The 20564-nt window shown below is 45.8% G+C and carries 21 protein-coding genes and 1 pseudogene; 15 read left to right on the top strand and 7 right to left on the bottom strand.

All coding sequences use genetic code 11. From position 1 onward, the window contains the following. Positions 1-102: 102 nt before the first annotated feature. From BZG81_RS10970 to BZG81_RS10960, 4 genes and pseudogenes are all read right to left on the bottom strand, one after another. Positions 103-981 carry a hypothetical protein gene (locus BZG81_RS10970; protein WP_077677370.1) on the bottom strand — a complete coding sequence of 293 codons (879 nt, stop codon included), beginning with the start codon at positions 979-981 and terminating at the stop codon, positions 103-105. Positions 982-1161: 180 nt separating this feature from the next. Next, positions 1162-2334: a hypothetical protein gene (locus tag BZG81_RS10965; RefSeq protein ID WP_077677369.1), complete on the bottom strand. Its 1173-nt coding sequence runs from the start codon at positions 2332-2334 to the stop codon at positions 1162-1164. Between the two features lie 59 nt (positions 2335-2393). Continuing rightward, a pseudogene (locus BZG81_RS15500) lies at positions 2394-2564 on the bottom strand (IS1634 family transposase); the annotation flags it as partial. Between the two features lie 27 nt (positions 2565-2591). Then, positions 2592-4205 carry an IS1634 family transposase gene (locus tag BZG81_RS10960; RefSeq protein WP_077456733.1) on the bottom strand — a complete coding sequence of 538 codons (1614 nt, stop codon included), beginning with the start codon at positions 4203-4205 and terminating at the stop codon, positions 2592-2594. Positions 4206-4483: 278 nt separating this feature from the next. Between BZG81_RS10960 and pglX the strand changes: the two genes are divergently transcribed. The 4 genes from pglX to BZG81_RS10940 all read left to right on the top strand — a co-directional run bounded on the left by pglX (position 4484) and on the right by BZG81_RS10940 (position 11725). Next, entirely contained in the window at positions 4484-6322 is a 1839-nt protein-coding gene (pglX, locus tag BZG81_RS10955; RefSeq protein WP_108743485.1) for a BREX-1 system adenine-specific DNA-methyltransferase PglX, read from the top strand. After that, the gene (pglZ, locus tag BZG81_RS10950) at positions 6322-9069 is read left to right on the top strand and encodes a BREX-1 system phosphatase PglZ type A (protein WP_077677367.1); all 2748 of its coding nucleotides are present in this window, start codon (positions 6322-6324) and stop codon (positions 9067-9069) included. The genes pglX and pglZ overlap by 1 nt, the downstream gene beginning before the upstream one ends. Before the next feature lie 61 nt (positions 9070-9130). Continuing rightward, a complete protein-coding gene (brxL, locus tag BZG81_RS10945; protein WP_198533650.1) occupies positions 9131-11176 on the top strand; it encodes a protease Lon-related BREX system protein BrxL in 2046 nt (681 codons plus the stop codon). A gap of 150 nt (positions 11177-11326) precedes the next feature. Next, on the top strand, positions 11327-11725 hold the full coding sequence (locus BZG81_RS10940) for a hypothetical protein (RefSeq protein WP_077677365.1): 399 nt from the start codon (positions 11327-11329) through the stop codon (positions 11723-11725). Positions 11726-11880: 155 nt separating this feature from the next. Here BZG81_RS10940 and BZG81_RS15490 read toward each other — a convergent pair whose 3' ends face one another. Beyond that, the gene (locus BZG81_RS15490; protein WP_108743484.1) at positions 11881-12030 is read right to left on the bottom strand and encodes a hypothetical protein; all 150 of its coding nucleotides are present in this window, start codon (positions 12028-12030) and stop codon (positions 11881-11883) included. A gap of 76 nt (positions 12031-12106) precedes the next feature. Here BZG81_RS15490 and BZG81_RS10935 point away from each other — a divergent pair, with 76 nt between their 5' ends. From BZG81_RS10935 to BZG81_RS15715, 5 genes are all read left to right on the top strand, one after another. Beyond that, positions 12107-12475, top strand: coding sequence for an elongation factor Ts (locus tag BZG81_RS10935; RefSeq protein WP_077485099.1), 369 nt, complete (start codon positions 12107-12109; stop codon positions 12473-12475). A 42-nt stretch (positions 12476-12517) separates the two neighbouring features. Beyond that, a complete protein-coding gene (locus BZG81_RS10930) occupies positions 12518-13630 on the top strand; it encodes a PDDEXK-like family protein (protein ID WP_077677364.1) in 1113 nt (370 codons plus the stop codon). Positions 13631-13665: 35 nt separating this feature from the next. Further along, a complete protein-coding gene (locus BZG81_RS10925) occupies positions 13666-13935 on the top strand; it encodes a hypothetical protein (RefSeq protein ID WP_131826433.1) in 270 nt (89 codons plus the stop codon). Positions 13936-14096: 161 nt separating this feature from the next. Further along, positions 14097-14255, top strand: coding sequence for a helix-turn-helix domain-containing protein (locus tag BZG81_RS15930; protein WP_077677372.1), 159 nt, complete (start codon positions 14097-14099; stop codon positions 14253-14255). Between the two features lie 64 nt (positions 14256-14319). After that, positions 14320-14463, top strand: coding sequence for a hypothetical protein (locus BZG81_RS15715; protein ID WP_198533648.1), 144 nt, complete (start codon positions 14320-14322; stop codon positions 14461-14463). A gap of 211 nt (positions 14464-14674) precedes the next feature. Here the strand turns inward: BZG81_RS15715 and BZG81_RS10910 are convergent, their stop codons facing one another. Both BZG81_RS10910 and BZG81_RS10905 read right to left on the bottom strand, forming a co-directional pair. Then, complete coding sequence (locus BZG81_RS10910) at positions 14675-15181, bottom strand: GNAT family N-acetyltransferase (RefSeq protein ID WP_077677362.1); 507 nt, start codon at positions 15179-15181, stop codon at positions 14675-14677. Beyond that, complete coding sequence (locus BZG81_RS10905) at positions 15172-15438, bottom strand: type II toxin-antitoxin system TacA family antitoxin (RefSeq protein WP_021023794.1); 267 nt, start codon at positions 15436-15438, stop codon at positions 15172-15174. Before BZG81_RS10905 ends, BZG81_RS10910 begins: the two co-directional genes overlap by 10 nt. Positions 15439-15662: 224 nt before the next feature. Here BZG81_RS10905 and BZG81_RS10900 point away from each other — a divergent pair, with 224 nt between their 5' ends. From BZG81_RS10900 to BZG81_RS10875, 6 genes are read left to right on the top strand one after another with little or no spacing between them, the layout of a single operon-like run. After that, complete coding sequence (locus BZG81_RS10900; RefSeq protein WP_108742876.1) at positions 15663-16439, top strand: DUF3450 domain-containing protein; 777 nt, start codon at positions 15663-15665, stop codon at positions 16437-16439. After that, positions 16436-17785: a MotA/TolQ/ExbB proton channel family protein gene (locus BZG81_RS10895; protein ID WP_021023792.1), complete on the top strand. Its 1350-nt coding sequence runs from the start codon at positions 16436-16438 to the stop codon at positions 17783-17785. The genes BZG81_RS10900 and BZG81_RS10895 overlap by 4 nt, the downstream gene beginning before the upstream one ends. Then, complete coding sequence (locus tag BZG81_RS10890) at positions 17782-18330, top strand: MotA/TolQ/ExbB proton channel family protein (protein WP_077669862.1); 549 nt, start codon at positions 17782-17784, stop codon at positions 18328-18330. Before BZG81_RS10895 ends, BZG81_RS10890 begins: the two co-directional genes overlap by 4 nt. Next, entirely contained in the window at positions 18330-18737 is a 408-nt protein-coding gene (locus BZG81_RS10885) for an ExbD/TolR family protein (RefSeq protein ID WP_021023790.1), read from the top strand. The genes BZG81_RS10890 and BZG81_RS10885 overlap by 1 nt, the downstream gene beginning before the upstream one ends. After that, positions 18734-19366: an energy transducer TonB gene (locus BZG81_RS10880; RefSeq protein ID WP_077677361.1), complete on the top strand. Its 633-nt coding sequence runs from the start codon at positions 18734-18736 to the stop codon at positions 19364-19366. The genes BZG81_RS10885 and BZG81_RS10880 overlap by 4 nt, the downstream gene beginning before the upstream one ends. Next, positions 19366-20538 (top strand): tetratricopeptide repeat protein, encoded by a 1173-nt coding sequence (locus BZG81_RS10875; RefSeq protein WP_077677360.1) that lies wholly within the window; start codon positions 19366-19368, stop codon positions 20536-20538. The genes BZG81_RS10880 and BZG81_RS10875 overlap by 1 nt, the downstream gene beginning before the upstream one ends. The last annotated feature ends 26 nt before the right edge of the window (positions 20539-20564 follow it).

Below are 20564 nucleotides of genomic sequence, written 5' to 3'. Positions count from 1 at the left end.
GATATACGAAGTAACGAGTACTCTTAAACAAGTTTTCATATAATAGCGCATGACAAAACTTCTCTTTATCAGCCAACTCATTGCTTCTCGCTAAGGCTACCGCTAGAAATAATACTTCCCTCCTGCCATTTTCATTCTATTAAAGAGTTCTTTATTATTCGTTTCATGAACCATCAAGTTCCCTATAGCAGGAGTATAATAGTTATTACTTGCTACTCTGTATAGATCCATACCAAAGTTTTTTAGTTTTTCTGAGCGAAATTCTAGCCCTCTATGTCCCGGCTTTTTTAATGTATAAAGATAGTCCATCATTGGCTTATAATAATGCGCTTCTGCGAATCGGATCACTTCTTTAATGTATTCCTCACGCTTTTCTACCGATTTATCAAGACCTTTATCTTTCAGCAAGAAATATTGGGCATGAAGAACGCCTTCTGCTGCAAGCTTTTTGAAGCCCTCGACAGCTTTTTGATAGATCTCCTCGGTGCAATATTTATTTTCATAAGAGGTATCTAAGCCTTTTGCTACTTTGTTGCCAAAATGTTCTGATGAAAGATAAGAAAGGCATAAGTTACTTTTACTAGATAACCAGTAAGTCGCATAAGGGTTCCCTTTTCTCATCAATTCAGTCAGTATCGCAGTGGCTTCACTTCGTTTATAAATCTCATCTATTTTTGTACGTGCATAGATTATTTTGGCATTCTCTACGCCCTTTTTCATCAAAGAGTCCATCTCATCCCAAGTTGTTTGACTCCAATCACCACGCTGCAGCATTAGCATCAAGTCATACATCTCATCATCAGGCTTTACTGTACTCGATATATAAGGATCATTGGCAACTTTATTAATGTTCTCCTCAATGAAGTCTTTGAATAAAGGAATGTCATCTTTAGGGCTGATCGCCTTTTCTTTGCAACCGGAGAGGAAACTCATCGATATGCTTAAAAATATAACTTGGATAATCGTTTTATGACGCATCATAGGGCTGTGTCCAACAGATAGTTGTGTCTAGGCTGACAGATACCATAACGTTTTAAAGCTAAGCAACGCTACCGCCCAGCAAGTGTTGTATCACTCACTGGGCAGGATATTTAGGATGTCAAATCAAAACGGGGAGAAAACTTTGAGTTCGGAACACTCCAGTATCAGCCGAACATAAAATCAGCCTTGTCCCCAATTATCGCTTTTAGTGAAGTAATCAATATAAATCATTGGCTTCATCTCGGCGACTTCCTTATCTATTTCACAGATACTCTCATCGTAATCACTTTTTTTAGGCCAATCGCCATGATATACGAAGTAACGAGTGCTATTAAATAAGTTTTCATATAATAGCGCATGACAAAACTTCTCTTTATCCGTCAACTCATTGCTTCTCGCTAAGGCTACCGCTAGAAAATAATATTTCCCTCCTGCTATTTTCATTCTATTAAAGAGTTCTTTATTATTCGTTTCATGAACCATCAAGTTCCCTATAGCAGGAGTATAATAGTTATTACTTGCTACTCTGTAGAGATCCATTTTCATTCTATTAAAGAGTTCTTTATTATTCGTTTCATGAACCATCAAGTTCCCTATAGCAGGAGTATAATAGTTATTACTTGCTACTCTGTAGAGATCCATACCAAAGTTTTTTAGTTTTTCTGAGCGAAATTCTAGCCCTCTATGTCCCGGCTTTTTTAATGTATAAAGATAGTCCATTATYGGTTTATAATAATGTGCTTCTGCGAATCGGATCACTTCTTTAATGTATTCCTCACGCTTTTCTACGGACTTATCAAGGCCTTGGTCTTTTAACAAAAAATACTGAGCACGCAGATCGCCTTGTGCTGCGAGTTTTTTAAACCCCTCGACCGCTTTTTGGTAGATTTCCTCGGTGCAATATTTATTTTCGTAAGAGGTGTCTAAGCCAAGATCTTTCGCTACTTTATTCCCTAAATTACGAGAGCCAAGATACATATGACAAATATTACTCTTGCTTGACAACCAGTAGGCTGCATAGGGGTTTCCCTTCTCCATCAAGTCTGTTAGTACTGATGCCCAATAGCTGCGTTTCTCGATATTTAATAATCCAGACCGAGCCTTGATGATCATGGCATTTTCATTACCTTTAGACATAAGCTTARAAAAACGCTGCTGTATTTTTTCATCCCACGGAATTCCACGCTGTAAATTAAGGAGAACCTCATACATTTCATCATCAGGCCTGAGTGTGCTCGATATATAGGGATCATCGGCAACTTTATTAATGTTCTCTTCAATGAACTCTTTGAATAAAGGAATGTCATTTTCAGGGTTGATTGCCTTTTCTTTGCACCCGGTGAAAATACCCATCGATAAGCTTAAAAGTATAACTTGGATAATCGTTTTATGACCGAGTTTCCGCACCTAATTTAGGAATAAACCGCTTCGTATAACTGACCCAACAATTTCAGCAATCGTCGTTGATGCTCTCGTACACCGGTAATGAAGCTCTGACCGTCGAGTTCGAGTGTGTCGATCCCTTCAAATTTTAAGAATACCCAACGTGCCGTCGGTTTAGTCGTTGTTTTGTTCTTCACCATGCCGTATACCGAGTTTCCGCACCTAATTTAGGAATAAACCGCTTCGTATAACTGACCCAACAATTTCAGCAATCGTCGTTGATGCTCTCGTACACCGGTAATGAAGCTCTGACCGTCGAGTTCGAGTGTGTCGATCCCTTCAAATTTTAAGAATACCCAACGTGCCGTCGGTTTAGTCGTTGTTTTGTTCTTCACCATGCTTGGGAAGAACGCTTCTGTCTTGTTAAGTTGCTCTCTGATTTTGTGCTCTAGACTTGCGTAAACAAGAAGGCTAAGCGTCATTATCATGAGCAGAGCCTCAATGCGTTGAGGTTTTTTTAAGAAGATCGAAGACGTTAAAAACTCGGGGCTTTTCAAAAAACGAAAGCCGCGCTCTACTTTTTGTTGGGATTTGTAATGTTCAAGCAATGCAGCCATGGTCAGATCCGTACTGTCAGTATCGTTGGTAGCAAGGATAAACATACCCACTTTAAGCTTAGCCAGTTTCACTTTATCTAGATCGGTATAAGGCGTGGCATCAATAAAGTAGCGGTATCCCGTTGGCTTAGCCCCCTTTTTAGGGCGACCGCGACCCGCATAGACAGCCTCTTTAATGATGGTTTTTTGTGCAAAGCCAATGAGGTGACATTGGTTTGCAAAGTCATCGATTGCCTGCTCGGCATCCATTGCACAAGCAAACTCTTTTTTCATAAGTTGGCCCAGGGCTTTCAGCTCTTTGGCAGCATTTTTATCTAAGTTCTTGTAGAACGTTATTTCTTCTCGCTTCGTCGCTTGCTCGCTATGAACCAACAACCATTTTTGAGTGACAGCGCCATAGTTAGCGTCAATCCAGCAACCTGAATAGCCGTTACCGATATGGGTTAACTGCTCAGGTCTAAGCGCCAGCAAGGCTTCTTTGGCAGACTTAATCGTCATTGGCACACGAGTAATGAATTTCTGTTTTTGTTCATCCAAAGAGCGAATGCTGTCTTCCGTGTACAGGGCGGCATCGGCGATAAAATAGCGACTATTTTGAGCCGCTTTTAAACAGTGAATATGCTTCTTAGTGACCTCAGAAAACGCCTTCGCATCATTGGTGTTACCACTGAGTGCTTGCATGTAAACAGGCAGGCCTGCTTGATTTTCACAAATCAGCTCAAGGACCACTTGGTTTAGCTCTGGACGGTGGTCTCGGCTGTAGCCTTTTACCAGTTTAATCGCATTGATATCGTCGTCTTGGGCGTATTCTCCATCAACATGAAAGCTTGTGATATCAAGATGGACAGAGTCCGTTTTAAGTCCCAGTTTATCAACAACATGCTCAGCAATCGCTTGATAAAGTGCGGACACATCCGCTTCATATAAAGCATCAAGCGTGCGCCCAAGGACATCATCCGTTAAATGGTGCGCTTCAATGTCTTTGGCTAGCAATTTGGAAACAGGCTTCGTTTCGAAAAAGTCGGAAAACATATGCAGGGTTCTACTGTGAAAACCCAGCCCATTTAGGATCATCGCTAAGACGGCATCACCATGTGAAACCTTGTGCTCGGAGTACTTAGGAATGATACGGTCGATAATATCTGGTAAGCCAACTTCACGACAGAAAGCAGCGATTAGCCCTAGATGATCGAGGCGTTTGATGACAGGTTGAGGAGTAGGCATAGTAAGCGACCGTTAAATAGCAGTAATAGATCAAAGCGAGGGATCACGGTCAAGACATCTGTGACACTAAAAGCTGTAAATGATCGCTGGATCACACTATTTAAATTCATTAATTGGCTGCGGAATGACGGTGATGACAGAAAGCAGCGATTAGCCCTAGATGATCGAGGCGTTTGATGACAGGTTGAGGAGTAGGCATAGTAAGCGACCGTTAAATAGCAGTAATAGATCAAAGCGAGGGATCACGGTCAAGACATCTGTGACACTAAAAGCTGTAAATGATCGCTGGATCACACTATTTAAATTCATTAATTGGCTGCGGAATGACGGATTTACATGTTGATAGCGATGATATTACAGAAGATGGCATTCCAATAGAATTCCCAGTCAAGGGAAATCGTTTTGCCCAGGTCAACTCACAGGATTTTAAGAGAATACCAGGAACGCCAATTTCATATTGGGTTTCTGATGAGTTGAAAGAGAGTTTTACAAAATTCCCTTTGCTTAACAAAGTGGCAAAGCCTAGGCAGGGATTGGCGACTTCTGACGACGGTCGATTCTTGAGATTATGGTATGAAGTTTCTCGTGAAAAGTTATCGCTGGATGCATCAGAACATCAAAATAAAAAATGGGTTCCATTTCAAAAAGGAGGTAGCTATCGTCGATGGTACGGTAATAACGAACACGTTATAAATTGGGAGGCAGATGGACAAGAAGTACTTAATTACGCTGCAAAGCTCTACGGAAGCCCTACAAGAACGATAAAAAATATATCACTGTATTTTAAGCCAGGGATCGCTTGGTCAATAATATCAAGTGGAAAGCCTTCTTTTAGGTACTACCCGTCTGGTCAAATATTCGGTCATGTAGGGCCCGCAATTTTTTACGAGTCGGATAAAGATAGAAATAGTCTCATGGCTATTCTGAATAGTTCAGTTTGTAAAACCATTCTTGGAGTCGTTAGCGAAACATTTAAGTATGAAGTTGGGCATGTAGGTAAGGTTCCTGTGAGACCAATTAACATTAATAGCGTTGACGTTGACACTATAATCAACATTCATAAGAACGATTGGGACTCATTTGAAACATCATGGGATTTTAATTCTCATATGTTACTTTCAAATATTAAGACAGGTACTATCGCCGATCATTATCTTGATCTAATAGCAAAATTAAAATTGAGAGCAGAAACTGCCCTTGAAATAGAAAATCGAATAGATTCAGCCGTTTGCAGTGAGTACAAGACTGAAAGATCTGAGCTCACAGTAAATGACCTTACTCTAATGTCAAACCCCATGAGCTGTGACATTGGCAAAGAATCAGCGGTGTTTAAGTCATCTTGTCTTAGCTCTTTGTTAAGTTTTGCTTTAGGTTGCATGATGGGGCGTTACTCGCTAGATCAACAAGGTTTAGTTTACGCCAATTCAGCCAACGAAGATTTTGACAAGTTTGTCTCACATGGTGCCTACAAAACCTTCTCAGCTGATGAAGATGGAATCATTCCATTAACCGACCAAGAATGGTTCAAAGATGATGCTACCAACCGGTTCCGTGAGTTTGTTCAAGTTGTTTGGGGTGATGATCATCTGCAAGAAAACTTGGATTTCGTCGCCGAATCACTATGTCTCAACGCCATTAAACCGAAGAAATCAGAATCAGCACTGGAGACGATTCGCCGTTATTTATCGACTCAGTTCTACAAAGACCACCTGAAGACTTACAAAAAACGCCCTATTTATTGGCTGTTTAGCTCAGGCAAACAGAAGGCTTTTGAGTGCCTGGTTTACCTGCACCGTTACAATGAGGGTACGCTTTCTCGTATGCGTACCGAGTATGTCACCCCGTTACTAGGCAAATACGATGCTTATGCAGAGCAGCTTGAGAAGCAGATTGAAACGGCAGACTCGACCAGTGAAGCGAACCGCTTCAAGAAAGAGTTGGATGCTTTAATCAAGAAACAGGTTGAGCTACGAGAGTTTGATGACAAGCTAAAACACTACGCCGATATGCGTATTTCACTGGATCTTGATGATGGTGTGAAAGTGAATTACGGCAAGTTTGGTGATCTGTTGGCTGATGTTAAGGCCATTACCGGTAAGAAGCCGGAGGTGAACTAATGCAGATGAGTGAACTGGCGCAAGGTCTCTCTGCCAAATTCGAACAAAGCCGTATTGTGTTTTGGTACGACCCAGAGCAAAGCTTTACTGAAGAGCTTGAGCATTTAGCTAATTCTTTATCGCTTGCAAAAGAATCAGGTGATAAAGCGGCAGATATAACTGCTAGGGTACTGCCAAATGATTTGACCATCCTCAATATGGGCAATGAGTCTGTATTGGCAGTGAAAAAACGCATTGAAGTAGATGAGCGTGAAGCTAAATTCCTTATCTATTTTCCAAGCGCTGAGCCAGAGCCTGACCGCGATTGGTTGCTAGATGTGCGTTTGTATAGCGAGCAGTTTTTTGCTGATCATAGCTCCATGCTGCTTAATGAGCTGGGTATCCCGAAAATGGCGCTGCGCACACACATTCGTAAGCGCCAGAGCTTTTTTGCCAATAAACAGCGCATAGCCGGTTTAAAAAAGTGGGTGACTGAGAACGAAGACGAACTGTCGTTAGACAGGAAGATGATGGCAGTGGTTGTAAAAGCTGATTCTGCGTCTTTGTCGGACATTCTGCTTGGGTTACTACGCGCTTATTCTACAGCGCTAGACGCGCCCGCCGCAGGCGCTGACGGCTCATATGAAGATGAAAGCCTTGGCCAGCCCGATGCCTTTAAACAAGTGTGGAGCCAGCTAGGAAAGTTTGATCTTGAGACCTCACTCTGGGCATATCTGAGTGAGGGTTTTGGCTATACAGTCGAAGAGCCAACCTTCTCAGACTTCGTGTTGAAATTGTTCTGTACTGAATTCTGGAGCCAAATTGAAGGTGTTGAACGCGATTGGTTGCTTAACAATGTTCTAAAAAGCGCATCAGGCCGGGCGACAGCCTTGGCGTTTATGGTGAGCTGGCGCGACAGCCGCTCTTTCGCCGCTTACTACGAAAGCATCTCTAAGGTGCTTAGCCAACAGTTGGAAATTTCGACTCGTGCTGGTCTGTACCATCCGGTTGAGCTTATCGAATGCGAAACGTTCGAAGCGGTGGAACAGGCCATAATCCGTGGTTTAGTTCGTGATTTGCTTGATAACAGTAAAGCGCTAGACCGAGTCGAGTTTGAGACGATCGTATCACGACGTCTTGCTAGCCACTGGACACATCCTAGTTCAAACAACGGTAAAGAATACTTCGCAATCTACGAAGCTATCCGCAACGCAGAAGCGTTAATGCACTTGCGAAATCGCTATGTAGACGGGTTTCATTTTGATAACGCGAAGGCAATGTATGACGCCTATACCACGGACATTTATCGTTTTGATCAGGCTTATCGTTTATTCAATGAGCATGTGCACTCTGTATTGAGTAAAGGCGCAGACATACTGCGTCAGCTCGATGACGAGGTCGAAAGCATTTACACCAATTGGTACTTGTATGAGCTTGGTCTTGCCTGGGATCGTCACTTGGCCAATGAGAAATTACTTGAAGAATGGCAACTACCTGACGTCCCGAATCAGTTTGATTTTTATAAAAATGAAGTAGCGTCTCGATTGAGTCTGAAACAGACAAAACGAGTATTTATCATTATCTCTGATGCGCTGCGTTTTGAAATTGCGAATGAGCTTGGCGCTATCATTAACAACGAGAAGCGATTTAAAGCTGAGGTATCGACGCAGTTGGGTGTTTTACCGAGTTATACCCAATTGGGCATGGCGGCTTTACTGCCTCACCAGGCTCTCAGTTATCAGTCGCTCTCTACTACTGGCGTGAGTGGAGGAACGGCTGTTTATGTCGATGGTATCTCGTCACAAGGGTTAGACAATCGCAACGCTATCTTACAAAAAGTGGGTGGTATGGCGGTGAGCTCTAAGGAGCTAATGAGCTGGAGCAATCAGGAAGGTCGTGACAAGGTTCGAGATGCAGAAGTGGTTTATATTTACCATGACACGATTGACGCGATTGGTGATAAGGCAGCGACTGAAGAAAAAACCTTTGAAGCATGTCGTAATGCGATTAAAGAGCTCAAAGATCTTGCAGGCAGAGTAATCAATAGACTTAATGGAAGTCGTGTTGTGATCACCGCTGATCATGGTTTCCTATTCCAACAAAAAGCGCTCTTAGCCGCAGAAAAGACTCAACTGACAAGTAAGCCTACTGGTGTGTTGGAAGCAAAGAAAAGGTATATCGTGGGCCAAGGATTGCCTAACGATGAAAATTATTGGAAAGGTTCCATTTCAAACACAGCTAATGGAACGAAAGAGCCTGATGGCGATTATAATTTCATGATTCCCAAAGGCAATCAGCGGTTTCATTTTGTTGGTGGTGCTAGGTTCGTACATGGTGGAGCCATGCTACAGGAAGTCTGTGTTCCAGTTCTCCATGTTCGCGAATTGCAAAAAGCGCAAGCGGCAAAACACGAGAAACAACCGGTTGGTGTGGTTGCAGCGACACAACCAATTAAGTTGGTCAACAATATCGATAAAGTCAGGTTTATTCAGACAGACCCAATAGGCGAGCGTTTTATCCCACGGTTACTGGATGTTTATATTGTCGATGCGCAAGGTAATGGAGTATCTAGCCGTGAAACGATCAACTTTGATAGCGCGAGTAAAGTAATGGATGAGCGTACTCGCGAAGCTAGGCTAAAGCTTATCGGCGCTCAGTTCGACAGGAACGCTCAATACACATTAGTGCTTGAGAATGCGGAAACGAGAACGCGTTACAGTCAATACGCAGTAACCATTGATTTGGCATTCCAAGATGACTTTTTCTAAGGCGCAGGGGTGAAATATGACAGCTGATTTTTCACAAAATCACAACAGCGAAAAGGATCAGATGCCAGCATCCCAAACAACAGGGGCTGACTTAGACGCATTGCTCAATCAGCACTTCAAAGGCCGAGTTGTTCGCAAAGACTTGACCAAGCAACTAAAAGAGGGAGCAAATGTCCCTGTCTACGTGCTTGAGTATTTGCTTGGTATGTATTGCGCGTCTGACGATGACGAAGTGGTTATGCAAGGCCAAGAAAATGTAAAAAAAATCTTGGCTGAGAACTATGTACGGCCTGATGAAGCGGAGAAAGTGAAGTCACTGATCCGCGAACGCGGTACGTTTAAAATCATCGATAAAGTCACCGTTAAGCTTAATCAGAAAAAAGATGTTTATGAAGCTGCTTTGTCGAACTTAGGGATCAAGGATGCCCTTGTACCGACCAAAATTGTACAAGACAACGAAAAGCTATTAACTGGCGGTATCTGGTGCATTATTACCGTGCAGTATTTTTTTGAGGAAGGCCAGAAGACATCACCTTTCTCTATTATGAGTTTAAAACCAATCCAAATGCCATCCATGAACATGGATGAGATATTTTCAACCAGAGCGCATTTTAATACTGAACAGTGGATGGATGTGCTACTTCGTTCTGTGGGTATGGAGCCAACTAACTTGGAGACTCGAGTAAAATGGCACCTCATCACTCGAATGATCCCATTCGTTGAAAATAACTATAACGTTTGTGAGCTTGGACCAAGAGGGACAGGTAAAAGTCATGTATACAAAGAGTGTTCACCTAACTCTTTGCTCGTCTCGGGCGGACAGACAACTGTAGCTAACTTGTTCTATAACATGAGTTCGCGCCAGGTCGGCCTAGTTGGTATGTGGGATGTTGTCACATTTGATGAAGTCGCTGGTATCAACTTTAAAGATAAAGATGGCGTTCAGATAATGAAGGACTATATGGCGTCAGGGTCTTTCTCTCGTGGTCGTGATTCTATTGAAGCGAAAGCTTCCATGGTATTTGTTGGTAATATCAATCAAAGTGTTGAAACGCTAGTCAAGACTAGTCACCTGTTGGCACCCTTTCCTGATGATATGATTGATACGGCATTTTTTGACCGTTTCCATTCTTATATCCCTGGATGGGAAATACCAAAAATGCGGCCTGAATTTTTCACTAACAGCTACGGGTTAATCACCGACTATCTTGCGGAATACATGCGTGAAATGCGTAAACACAGCTTCGCAGACGCTATCGATAGATTCTTCAAACTCGGTAATAACCTTAATCAACGTGATGTGATAGCTGTGCGAAGAACCGTTTCAGGCTTGCTAAAGCTACTGCACCCCGACGCACGGTACACAAAAGATGATGTAAGAGCCTGCCTGACCTATGCGCTGGAAACCAGACGTAGAGTCAAAGAGCAATTGAAAAAGCTTGGAGGTATGGAGTTTTTTGATGTGCATTTTAGCTACATTGATAATGAGTCGTTAGAAGAGTTCTTTGTCAATGTGCCGGAACAAGGTGGCAGCAAGCTGATTCCCGAAGGTTTACCTCGCGCCGGAGTTGTGCATTTGGTTGCCCAAGGAAGTTCAGGACAACTCGGCTTATATCGTTACGAAACTCAGATGATGGCAGGCTCTGGTAAGCACTCGGTCTCGGGGCTTGGTTCGAATACCGCAGCAAAAGAAGCTGTGCGTGTCGGCTTTGATTATTTTAAAGGGAACCTTAGTCGCATCAGTGCGTCGGCAAAGTTCTCAGGACATGAATATCATCTACATGTTGTTGAGCTGCATAATACAGGGCCTAGCACGAAATCATCGCTTGCTGTATTGATTGCTTTCTGTTCAATACTGATGAATCGACCGATTCAAGAGCAAATGATAGTTTTAGGTGAGATGACACTGGGTGGTGTCGTCAATCCTGTACAGGATCTTCCGGGTAGTCTCCAATTGGCTATGGATAGTGGGGCAAAGCGTATTTTGTTGCCTATGGCTTCCGCTTCTGATATCCCGGCTGTTCCTGCTGAATTGTTCTCAAAATTCCAGATTAGCTTCTATGCAGATCCGGTCGATGCGGTGTTTAAGGCTCTTGGAGTAAGTTAACGATGCTATTTTAAGCAGCAGTTCAGCGCACTGTTGTGAGGGCGCGAGAAAAGAGTCGCATAAACATAACCCGGATCTTGGCTTAAATTTATACGCTGTTAGACTCCGGCGGTTATCAATCACAAAACAACATGAGGTGAACTAGCTTTCATGAATATTGAATGCCCTCATTGCAACACCGACAATGAGATCGAGCTTACTGAAAACATTCAATGCAATAAATGTGAGAAGAGTTTTACCGATCTCAAACTGAGCAAGCGCCAACTTATGTCTGCTGGCACTGCATTACTTCTTGGTGCCTTTGGTGGATATAAGGCTGATGCCGCTTTTGATGAGGATCGGTATCCGTTAGCTGTTGAGTATGCGATTGTCGATACGTGTACCAACTCGTCAAAGAATATGATCTCGGTAGATTGGTACGATAGCAAGCGACAAGTCTGTCTCTGCGCGCTTGAAAAAACTGAACAGTCTGTCTCTTATTCTGATTACAAATCAGATCAAGCCCTTTTTTTGAGTCACTTTAAGTCAAACGCCAGAAATTGTTCATAGAGATAAAAAGGCAGCGTTAGCTGCCTCATTCGTTTTAACGCTTCGGTGTATTACCGCGGCCTTTACCCGATGGTTTGCCAGTCGTGCTAGGGTAATTAGGGTTGCCCTTCGCAGGGGATTTGGGAGCTGAATTTGGTTTGTTCATCACTTATCCCTTACTTATTTGGTTTCTGATGATGAGCGGCTGCGCGTTGTGCGCGAGCGGCGAATGAACCTTTGGCAACCTGGCCACCATTTTGTTTGGCTTGCGCTGCTTGCACGCGAGCAGCAGCTTCGGGGGTCATTGGTACGTTATGTTTGGACATAATGTTTTCCTTTTCGTTTATGAACTGTAGGGTCTCCGCTGAGACACGAGAACAATAACGCACTGGGTAGGGACAAATGGGGACAATCCAAAAGCAAAAACAAATACGGTATATTCTGGAAGCGTTAGGTTGGAGCCAGAAACAGCTTGCAGATGTGTTGTTCGAGGAGCTTTACGTTGATGAACATGAGGATATTTGTGACTCTCCTGACGCTGTTGATAAGTTTCGTCAGCTACTCAAAAAGCAGTTGCAGCGTGAATCAACGTCAGAAAATCGGTTGGACCGGTATATAGAAATACTGTTCGAACATCCCGAGTTTAAAAAACTGAAACTCGATATGATCTTTCCTAAATACGTTGATCACCAATGTTTAAGTAGTGATCTACACGCCGAGCTGACGGCATTCTCAAGGCGTTTAGACGATGAAGTGCAAAGAGGTAATTGAGCCTTCGGGTGAATACTGAACGGGAACCAGCATAGGTTGAGTATGGAAACAGACCCTTATGATCGCGTTAAAGCTTTATTGAAAGCGATAAAAGCGCTGCCTGCTCTCTATGAGAGCGAGAAAACAATCTTTGATGTTGGCAGTCGAGGATATTACGAGAACCCCACAACAGATCTACTCGCTTTTTTCTTAAATACGGACGAAGTGCATGGCTTCGGATCGTTGGTCTTAAAAGCATTGTTTAGCTGTACGGAAACATGCAGTGGGCTAGATACGACACTGGTTGGGAACCCGAAACGGGAAGTGGTGACAGCCTCCGGAAAGCGCATTGACTTAGTGCTGGAGAGCCAAAACTGGGTAATGGTCATAGAAAACAAGATTTTTCACCAGCAGAATAATCCGTTTGATGATTATGAACGGTTCGTCAAGGACAACAAAAACGACCCCCGCATCGGAGACAAAAAGCCGCTGTATATTGTTCTATCGCCAACCGGTGAAGTGGCAAGACCGAACTGGATTGGTATTAGCTACCGCACCTTCACTTCAGCTATTAAAGCAAAACTTGCTGATCACTTCCTGCAACATCCATTGAATAAATGGTCGATTTTTCTGCGAGAATTCGTTTTACATTTGGAGAACGTGATGGAACAACCCACTCTTGATCACGAAAGTGTCAGCTTTGTAGTGAATCACCTAGCTGACTTTAAAGCGGCAGAAACGTTGCAAGAAAAAGCAATTAAGTCGCTGCAGAGTGCTTTACTGCACGATCTGCAAAACGCGGTAAAACCAGAGCTGAAACCCACCCTTGATAACTGGCATGGGTATCCGGCTATTCGTTTCGCCGGTGTTAATTGGGTGGTTCAATCGGATATCGTGCTTTATCTTGATGGGCGTGACGAAAAGCAAATTGTGATCAATTTCTACTCCGCACAGATCACAAATAACGAGCGACGTAGCATTGCAGATGCGCATTTTTGCAAAGAAGACACCGAGCAACCGTGGAATGAAATAAAAAACACTTATCGTTGCTACCAGGTTCGTATCGGCGAATATGATTACCCGTTTATCAAAGAAAAGCTAATAGAGAAAATTATTTTGATGGATGAATTTGAGACGCAGATTCGCCCGCAGAAAATTAATAATACTGAAGGATAAAAGTAAATGGCTGTTATGCATTCCCACGCGGGAGCGTGGGAACGAGAACACAAAACGCCCCTGTAAATGCCTCTGTAAACGCCCCTGTAAATGATATTAATGCGGTGGATATTAAAGGATTGAAGGCGCCGGAGGCTATCATCGCCCTGCTAGCGGCCGATAAAACGCTCACGCGGCCGCAGCTGGCCGAGCGGATCGGCAAAGACATTCGCACCATTGGTCGCACCTTGGCCAAGTTACAGCAAGCGCAAAGGATTAAACGGGTCGGCTCTGATAAAGCCGGCCATTGGGAGGTTCAATCGTGACACAATTGCTGCGTTTGTCGATAAATTTAAAGGCGTTGGGGGAAAAGTATGATAGCTAGGAGATAACTTTGATATGCATTCCCACGCAGGAGCGTGGGAACGAGTTAAAAGTGCGGGTAGAAAAGCAGGTAGAAACGCGGGTAAAAACTCCAGATCAAGTTATGAGCTTGTTAGCCAATCAGCCAACCTTAACCTTAGCCGAGATTGCTGCTTACTTAGGCAAATCGCCAAGTACCATTGAACGCGCCGTGGCTAAGTTGAAACAACAAAAGAGACTCGCTTTCCATGGCCCCAAGAAGGGGGGTATTGGCAGGTGTTAGATAACAAACTAAAGGATACCTCGTTCCCACGCTCCGGCGTGGTAATGCATATGGAGTGTGAATCATGGGGAGAAGCCGCTACAAAATCACCGAGCCTCACTTACCGCACTTCGTCACCTTGACTGTGCTGCACTGGATCCCGGTATTCACGCGCCCGGTCACTGTCAATATCTTGCTCGACTTAAATCATGGACGGCGAGAAATCTGATTCAATACCTTGCTGAGCGCAACGTTAAGCAAATTTTGGATCAATTGGCGTTTTATAAAAAAGCCCAAAAAGGTGACCGCGCTTATCAGTTTTGGCAGGAGCGTGGGAACGAGAGAAAACACCTCGGAAAAAACAGCGTATTGATCACTCGTTCCTACTCTCTGGCGTGACAATGCATAAGGAGTTTGAATCATGGCAGCGAGTCATCACCTCAGTCTATGGACAATGATTTTTCGATATCACAGATGCGTGCCATGAGTACTAAAGGGTCAAACGTTGACTCTTTGAAGCCAAATTTTTTGTAGAACGTTTGCGCACTGGTATCAATGGCATGAACTAAAATGCCCGCGCCACCAACAGCGTGCATTGCTTGTATTGAGCGAATGATACAATCTTTTAAAAGACCGGCTGCAATGCCTTGACCTTGATAGGCGTTATCCACCCCAAGCCTTGCTAAAATCACCATAGGAATCGGGTCAGGGCTATTTCTCCGTAGTGAGCTAAATGCGTGCTCTCTCGATACTGAACCCATGGCAATGGCATAGTACCCAATCACTTGGTGGGCTGCTGTGTCATTGGCAACATACACTCTCGCGGTTCCGCGCTTTTGGCTCTTTAACGCCTGTTTTCTTAACCATGTATCGAGTGCTTCAATACCACATTGAAAGGCATTAATCTGGTGCTCATCAGTCAGTAGTGTGGGGGCACTTATTCCCAAGGCGCTTTCCTATTGAACAGATCCTTCACGCCTTCAAGCGCTCGCGGCTCTGCACGAAGTTCGTTGTCGAAAGCTTCAAACGCCTTTGCTTCAAGGACAAAATCCCGTTGTTCGGCCAGTATGCTATGCGCTTCATTAAGCGCTGCTTGCTGAATGAATACGGTTCTATCGACTTTTTTCAAACTTGCCGCAGCATCGATAATGTCTCTTACCGATGGCTGTACCCGCATGTTGATTGGCGCTGTTTTTGTAGCCATAACACCATCCTGTGTATCTATTTAATATACACTCTAAATGGTTTTTGTATATAGTCAATAGATATACGTTGTCATTTACGGATAAGCCGCAATATTCTCCGAGCTCCTTTACTGCTAGGCTAGATCTTTTCCGCCAAACTCGGTACATTACACGCAAATAGAAACTATTCTCACTTTTGTTTGGGGCGAAAGCCCTGTCATTAAGCATGTTTGCAGATATCACCATGATAAAATCGTCTTCTTTTCGCCTTGCTTGGGGAGTGGCCGCTTGTTTGGCCCTGACGCCCGTTGCCAGTGCGGATCAGCTCGAACAGGCGCAAGCCATCGAGGGTAACACCACCCAAGAAGCGGCTCAGTCGCAATCTCGTATTAACCGCCGCGCGGACAGCAGTTTAGCCATGCGCCAAGAAATTGAACAAATCCAGGCGCAAATCAGTAACCTCGAAATCTACCGCGATCACTTACAAAACTTAGTCAGCAACCAACAGGCAGAAGCACAAAGCCTGCGCGATCAAATCACCGAGATCAAAGAGACGCGTCAAGGCATTGTGCCGTTGATGTATCGCATGCTCGGCGGGCTTGAGCAGTGGCTTGCTAACGACATTCCGCTCAAAGCCGATCAACGCCAAGCACGTGTTGAAAAACTGAAGGCGATGATGGGCCGCGCCGATGTGGCGGACTCAGAAAAATTCCGTCGTATTCTTGAGGCATATCAGATAGAGCGTGATTACGGCAGCAAACTCGATGCCTACCAAGATACCATTGTGCTTAACGGTCGCGAGCATCAAGTGGATGTCTTGCATCTGGGCCGTGTGTCGCTGGTGGCGCGTCGCCTCGATGGTCAGCAGCATTGGGTGTGGAGCACCCGTGATGAAACCTGGGTCGAGCTAGATGCTAGCGCCGGTGAAGCGGTGGATAAGGCCTTTGCGGTGGCACAAAAACAAGTGGCCCCGTCGTTGTTATCTTTGCCATTAAGTGCCAACCAAGGGGTGAAATCATGAGCTGGAAAACCCTGATTGCCGCCGCCTGTTTGATCGCGGTTGCCCCTTTGACTCACGCCGATGATTTGGTCGGACAAACCGAGCAAGCTCAGCAGCAGGCACGTGAGCACAACCAAGCGCGTGAAGCACAATTTGCGATGACGGAACGTGAGCTGCGCCAAAAGCGTGATCAGCTCAAGGCAACTCGGAATGCGCTGGAGACGGAAACCGAAAAACTCAGTGATACTTTTAGTGACAACGAGCAGCAATTGGCGTCGTTGGAAGACAAACTTCGCTTAGAGTCGGGCAGTTTAGGTGAGCTATTTGGCGTGGTGCGCCAAGCGAGTAAAACTATTCAAACCGATGGCGTTTCTAGCTATGTGGCGATCACTCAGCCGGCATTTAATCAAACTGTCTCGGATATTGTCGCGGCCGATACATTGCCATCACTCAAGCAGCTCAATGCCCTATGGCAAGGGATGCTGACCCAAATGCAAACCAGCGGTGAGCTGCAAACCGTGTCGTTACCGGTGGTAAATGCGCAAGGTGTGGCATCGGAGCAAGCGGTGGTGCGTGTGGGCAACGTCGGCTTAGTGAATGATCAAGGTTACCTAAATTGGCAAACCGATCGCCAAGTCGCCGTGCCGTATCGTGCCCAACCGGACAATACGTTAACCACGTCAACCCTTGAGCAAGCGGTGTCTTCAGTGGGTGAGACGGTACTGATTGATCCGGCCCGTGGCACGTTGCTCGGCCAGCTAGAAAACGCGCCGAGCCTGGGCGATCGCTTCGCACAAGGCGGCTTTGTTGCCAAAGTGATTGCCACCTTGTTGGCCGTCGGCTTGCTCATTGCGCTATACCGCGGGGCAGTGTTGCTGTCGATTCATGCCAAAATGCATCGCCAATTGAAGCACCCAGACACCCCCGAAGATAACCCGCTTGGCCGTGTGCTTAAGGTCTATCACGATGCGCCCCAGCGTGATGTCGAATCGCTCGAGTTACGCTTACTTGAAGCGGTGGTCGATGAGCAGCACGGCTGTGAAAAAGGCCTGTCGATGCTCAAACTCTTGGCGGCGCTTGCCCCTATGCTAGGCCTGTTGGGGACGGTGACAGGGATGATTGAAACCTTCCAGGTGATCACCCAGTTTGGTAATGGTGATCCGAAAGTCATGGCCGATGGGATCTCAATGGCCCTGGTGACCACGGTATTGGGTCTGATTGCGGCGATTCCCTTGCTGTTGGCGCATAATATTCTCAGCGGGCAGGCGGACCATATTCGCGGCATGCTCGAAAAACAAAGCATTAGTTTAGTCGCCGAGCAAGCGGAAACCACAGACAATCAGGCGGCAATCGGACCAACGGCATGATAGACGTCGAGTTATTCTCACAGCTGAATCAGCAAGACTTGGGGAGCACCTTGCGCCACTTTATGGCGGAAGGTGGCCCGGTGTTGTGGTGGCTCGGGGCGGTCGTGTTTGTGTGTTGGTTGCTGGTGATTGAACGGCTGTTGTATTTGTTCTCTCGCTTTCCCGCACAACGTGATGCATGGGTGCGTGCTTGGCAGGCGCGCGCCGATCAGCGCTCTTGGTATGCCCGAGCCATTCGTCAAGGGGTCTTGTTTCAAGCCCAGCATGAGTTGGGGCGCTATTTAGGATTTATTAAAGCCTTGGTGGCGATTTGCCCGATGCTCGGATTGCTTGGCACGGTGACCGGTATGATCTCTGTGTTTGATGTGATGGCAAGTCAAGGCACTAGCGACCCACGTTTGATGGCATCAGGGATCTCCATGGCAACCTTACCCACCATGGCGGGAATGGTTGCGGCCTTAGCTGGGATGTTTGCCCATGCTCGTTTAGTTAAAGCCTGTCAGCGCCGCGAAATTGCGCTCGAGCAGGCGCTTCGGAGTCAGTAATGCGATTGATTCGAGCCCAAAAACAGCGCGAAGAAGCGCAAGTGGATTTAACCTCCATGTTGGACATTGTGTTCATCATGTTGATCTTTTTTATTGTCACCAGCTCATTTGTGCGCGAGTCAGGCGTTGAAGTGAACCGTCCAGAAGCGAGTCACGCCACCAGCCAGAAAGAGGCCGGTATATTTATTGCGGTGACGGCCTCTAACGAGATCTATATCGATAAACGTCTCGTGGATGTTGAGCGTGTTGAAGCCACGCTAGAGCACTTATTGCTGGATAAACCGGATGCGTCTTTGGTGATTCAGGCTGATGAACTGGCGTATAATGGCACGGTCGTCAAGGTGATGGATGCGGCAAAAGGGGCGGGTATTGGCAGTATTGCGTTGGCAACGGAGTCACCGCAATGAAGCGATGGTTGATTTCAATGCCGGTGGCGTTGGTGTTTACTTTAGGGCTTTTTATGTTGATGGCATTGATGGTAGGTCATAGCAGTCAACGTCCGAAGGAAACATCGTCGTCAACGCGCATCGATATTTTTATGCAAGAGCCGGATACCAAGGTGCAGCGTCGCCAGCGGACTGTGCCAGAGCGGCCTAAACCGCCCGAAGTGCCTGACACACCCACGCCGGTGACGCAGACGCAATCGCAGTCTACCTCATCACCACAGCCTGATATGCCTAATTTGGATCTGCAAAGTGGGATCCAAGGGGTGATGGTACAAGCGCCTTCATTGGGTGAGCTAAATCTGAATACCGGCCCCAATAACCAACAAGCGATGCCATTGTTCCGGGTGGAGCCCAATTACCCGCCGCGTGCGATGCGCCGAAACTTAGAAGGCTATGTGGTGGTGCGTTTTACCATTGCTCCATCGGGTCGCCCGCAAGATTTAACAGTGGTTGATGCCAATCCACCGCGTGTGTTTGAACGTGAGGCATTACGTGCCCTACGGAAGTGGAAATACGAGCCGAAAGTGGTCGACGGTAATGCGGTGGCGCAACCCGGGCAACAGGTCAAATTGGAGTTTAATTTACGCTGATGTGGAAAAGACTATTTATTGGCGCGTTGCTATTGATGTCGGTGCCTGCTGCCGCGCAGCTTTCGCCATCGGTGGCACGCGCGATTGAAAAAGCACAAACCCTTGAGCAAGATGCAAAACTGGGTGAAGCCATTGCGCTGCTCGATAATTTGAGTGTCAGTCGGGCGTATGACAAAGCGTTTGTGGATCGCTCATTAGGGGTGTTTTATTGGCAATATGGCAATAATGACCAAGCCATTGTGCATATTCAGCGTGCGGTGGACAGTGAGCAGCTGCAAGATGCACAAGCGTGGCAAACCAAGCGCATGTTAGCCGATTTATTGCTGATCGATGGCCAGTATGCGTCGGCGCTGCAATATTACTATCCGTTGGCTCGCGCGATCCCCAAAGAAAAGGCGGATCAAAGTGAAGATGTGTGGCTGCGCATTATGCAGGCACATTATCAGCGCGAACAGTGGGGCCAGGTATTAAAGGCGTATCCCGATTATCAAGGTGTGGTCACAAGCACTGCCAGTGTATCGGCCTTATCACTTAAATTAGGGGCTCAGCTTCAGCTTGAGCAATGGCGTGGTGCCACACCGACGCTGAAAGCGTTGATTAAGCGCGAGCCTGACAATAAGCAGTGGTGGCGGCAACTGGCCGGAAACTATGTGCGATTGCAACAGCCAAAAGAGGCAATTAGCACTTACTTACTGGCGCAGCGCCAAGGCATTACCCTTGAGCCAAGCGAACAGCGTACGGTTGCTCAGCTCTATGCCAATGAGGGCGTGCCAGAGCGTGCGGCGCAATGGCTAAAACGTTTACCCGCCTCAGAGCAAGATGCGCAAACGCTGGCGCAACAGGCAAGCCTTTGGCAGCAGGCTCGGGAATGGCCACAAGCGATCGGGGCATGGAAACAGGCGGTGAAAAAAGACAGCCAATACCACTGGCAACTCGCGTTAATGCAGATCCAGCAAGGTGAGTATCAGCAAGCGCTTACTTCGCTTGAGCATGCTGATAAAGGGGCCTCGGACAAAGATATTGCGTTGGCTAAAGTCCAAGCTCACTACAAACTGAAGCAGTATGAGCAGGCACTGAAACAAGCGCGTCTTGCCAAACAGATTGCGCCGGATGATGCAGTAGAAAGCTGGCTGACCTTTTTGAAAAAGCGTCAACAAATGCAGAAGAGCTAACAAAAACTAACTAACAAAAAGCCCCA

The sequence above is a fragment of the Salinivibrio sp. MA607 genome (genome assembly GCF_001996245.1).
GTDB lineage: Bacteria > Pseudomonadota > Gammaproteobacteria > Enterobacterales > Vibrionaceae > Salinivibrio > Salinivibrio costicola.
This window is presented reverse-complemented; position numbering and strand designations above follow the sequence as displayed.

Excerpts from the sequence above, each read along its gene's own strand:
- BZG81_RS10935 (WP_077485099.1), top strand. The coding sequence starts at position 12,107 with ATGGGGACAATCCAAAAGCAAAAACAAATACGGTATATTCTGGAAGCG.
- BZG81_RS10940 (WP_077677365.1), top strand. The coding sequence starts at position 11,327 with ATGAATATTGAATGCCCTCATTGCAACACCGACAATGAGATCGAGCTT.
- BZG81_RS15930 (WP_077677372.1), top strand. The coding sequence starts at position 14,097 with ATGAGCTTGTTAGCCAATCAGCCAACCTTAACCTTAGCCGAGATTGCT.
- BZG81_RS10890 (WP_077669862.1), top strand. The coding sequence starts at position 17,782 with ATGATAGACGTCGAGTTATTCTCACAGCTGAATCAGCAAGACTTGGGG.
- BZG81_RS10930 (WP_077677364.1), top strand. The coding sequence starts at position 12,518 with ATGGAAACAGACCCTTATGATCGCGTTAAAGCTTTATTGAAAGCGATA.
- pglZ (WP_077677367.1), top strand. The coding sequence starts at position 6,322 with ATGCAGATGAGTGAACTGGCGCAAGGTCTCTCTGCCAAATTCGAACAA.
- pglX (WP_108743485.1), top strand. The coding sequence starts at position 4,484 with ATGATCGCTGGATCACACTATTTAAATTCATTAATTGGCTGCGGAATG.
- BZG81_RS10960 (WP_077456733.1), bottom strand. The coding sequence starts at position 4,205 with ATGCCTACTCCTCAACCTGTCATCAAACGCCTCGATCATCTAGGGCTA.
- BZG81_RS10880 (WP_077677361.1), top strand. The coding sequence starts at position 18,734 with ATGAAGCGATGGTTGATTTCAATGCCGGTGGCGTTGGTGTTTACTTTA.
- BZG81_RS10900 (WP_108742876.1), top strand. The coding sequence starts at position 15,663 with ATGATAAAATCGTCTTCTTTTCGCCTTGCTTGGGGAGTGGCCGCTTGT.
- BZG81_RS10875 (WP_077677360.1), top strand. The coding sequence starts at position 19,366 with ATGTGGAAAAGACTATTTATTGGCGCGTTGCTATTGATGTCGGTGCCT.
- BZG81_RS15715 (WP_198533648.1), top strand. The coding sequence starts at position 14,320 with ATGGGGAGAAGCCGCTACAAAATCACCGAGCCTCACTTACCGCACTTC.
- BZG81_RS10895 (WP_021023792.1), top strand. The coding sequence starts at position 16,436 with ATGAGCTGGAAAACCCTGATTGCCGCCGCCTGTTTGATCGCGGTTGCC.
- BZG81_RS10905 (WP_021023794.1), bottom strand. The coding sequence starts at position 15,438 with ATGGCTACAAAAACAGCGCCAATCAACATGCGGGTACAGCCATCGGTA.
- BZG81_RS15490 (WP_108743484.1), bottom strand. The coding sequence starts at position 12,030 with ATGTCCAAACATAACGTACCAATGACCCCCGAAGCTGCTGCTCGCGTG.
- BZG81_RS10970 (WP_077677370.1), bottom strand. The coding sequence starts at position 981 with ATGATGCGTCATAAAACGATTATCCAAGTTATATTTTTAAGCATATCG.
- brxL (WP_198533650.1), top strand. The coding sequence starts at position 9,131 with ATGCCAGCATCCCAAACAACAGGGGCTGACTTAGACGCATTGCTCAAT.
- BZG81_RS10885 (WP_021023790.1), top strand. The coding sequence starts at position 18,330 with ATGCGATTGATTCGAGCCCAAAAACAGCGCGAAGAAGCGCAAGTGGAT.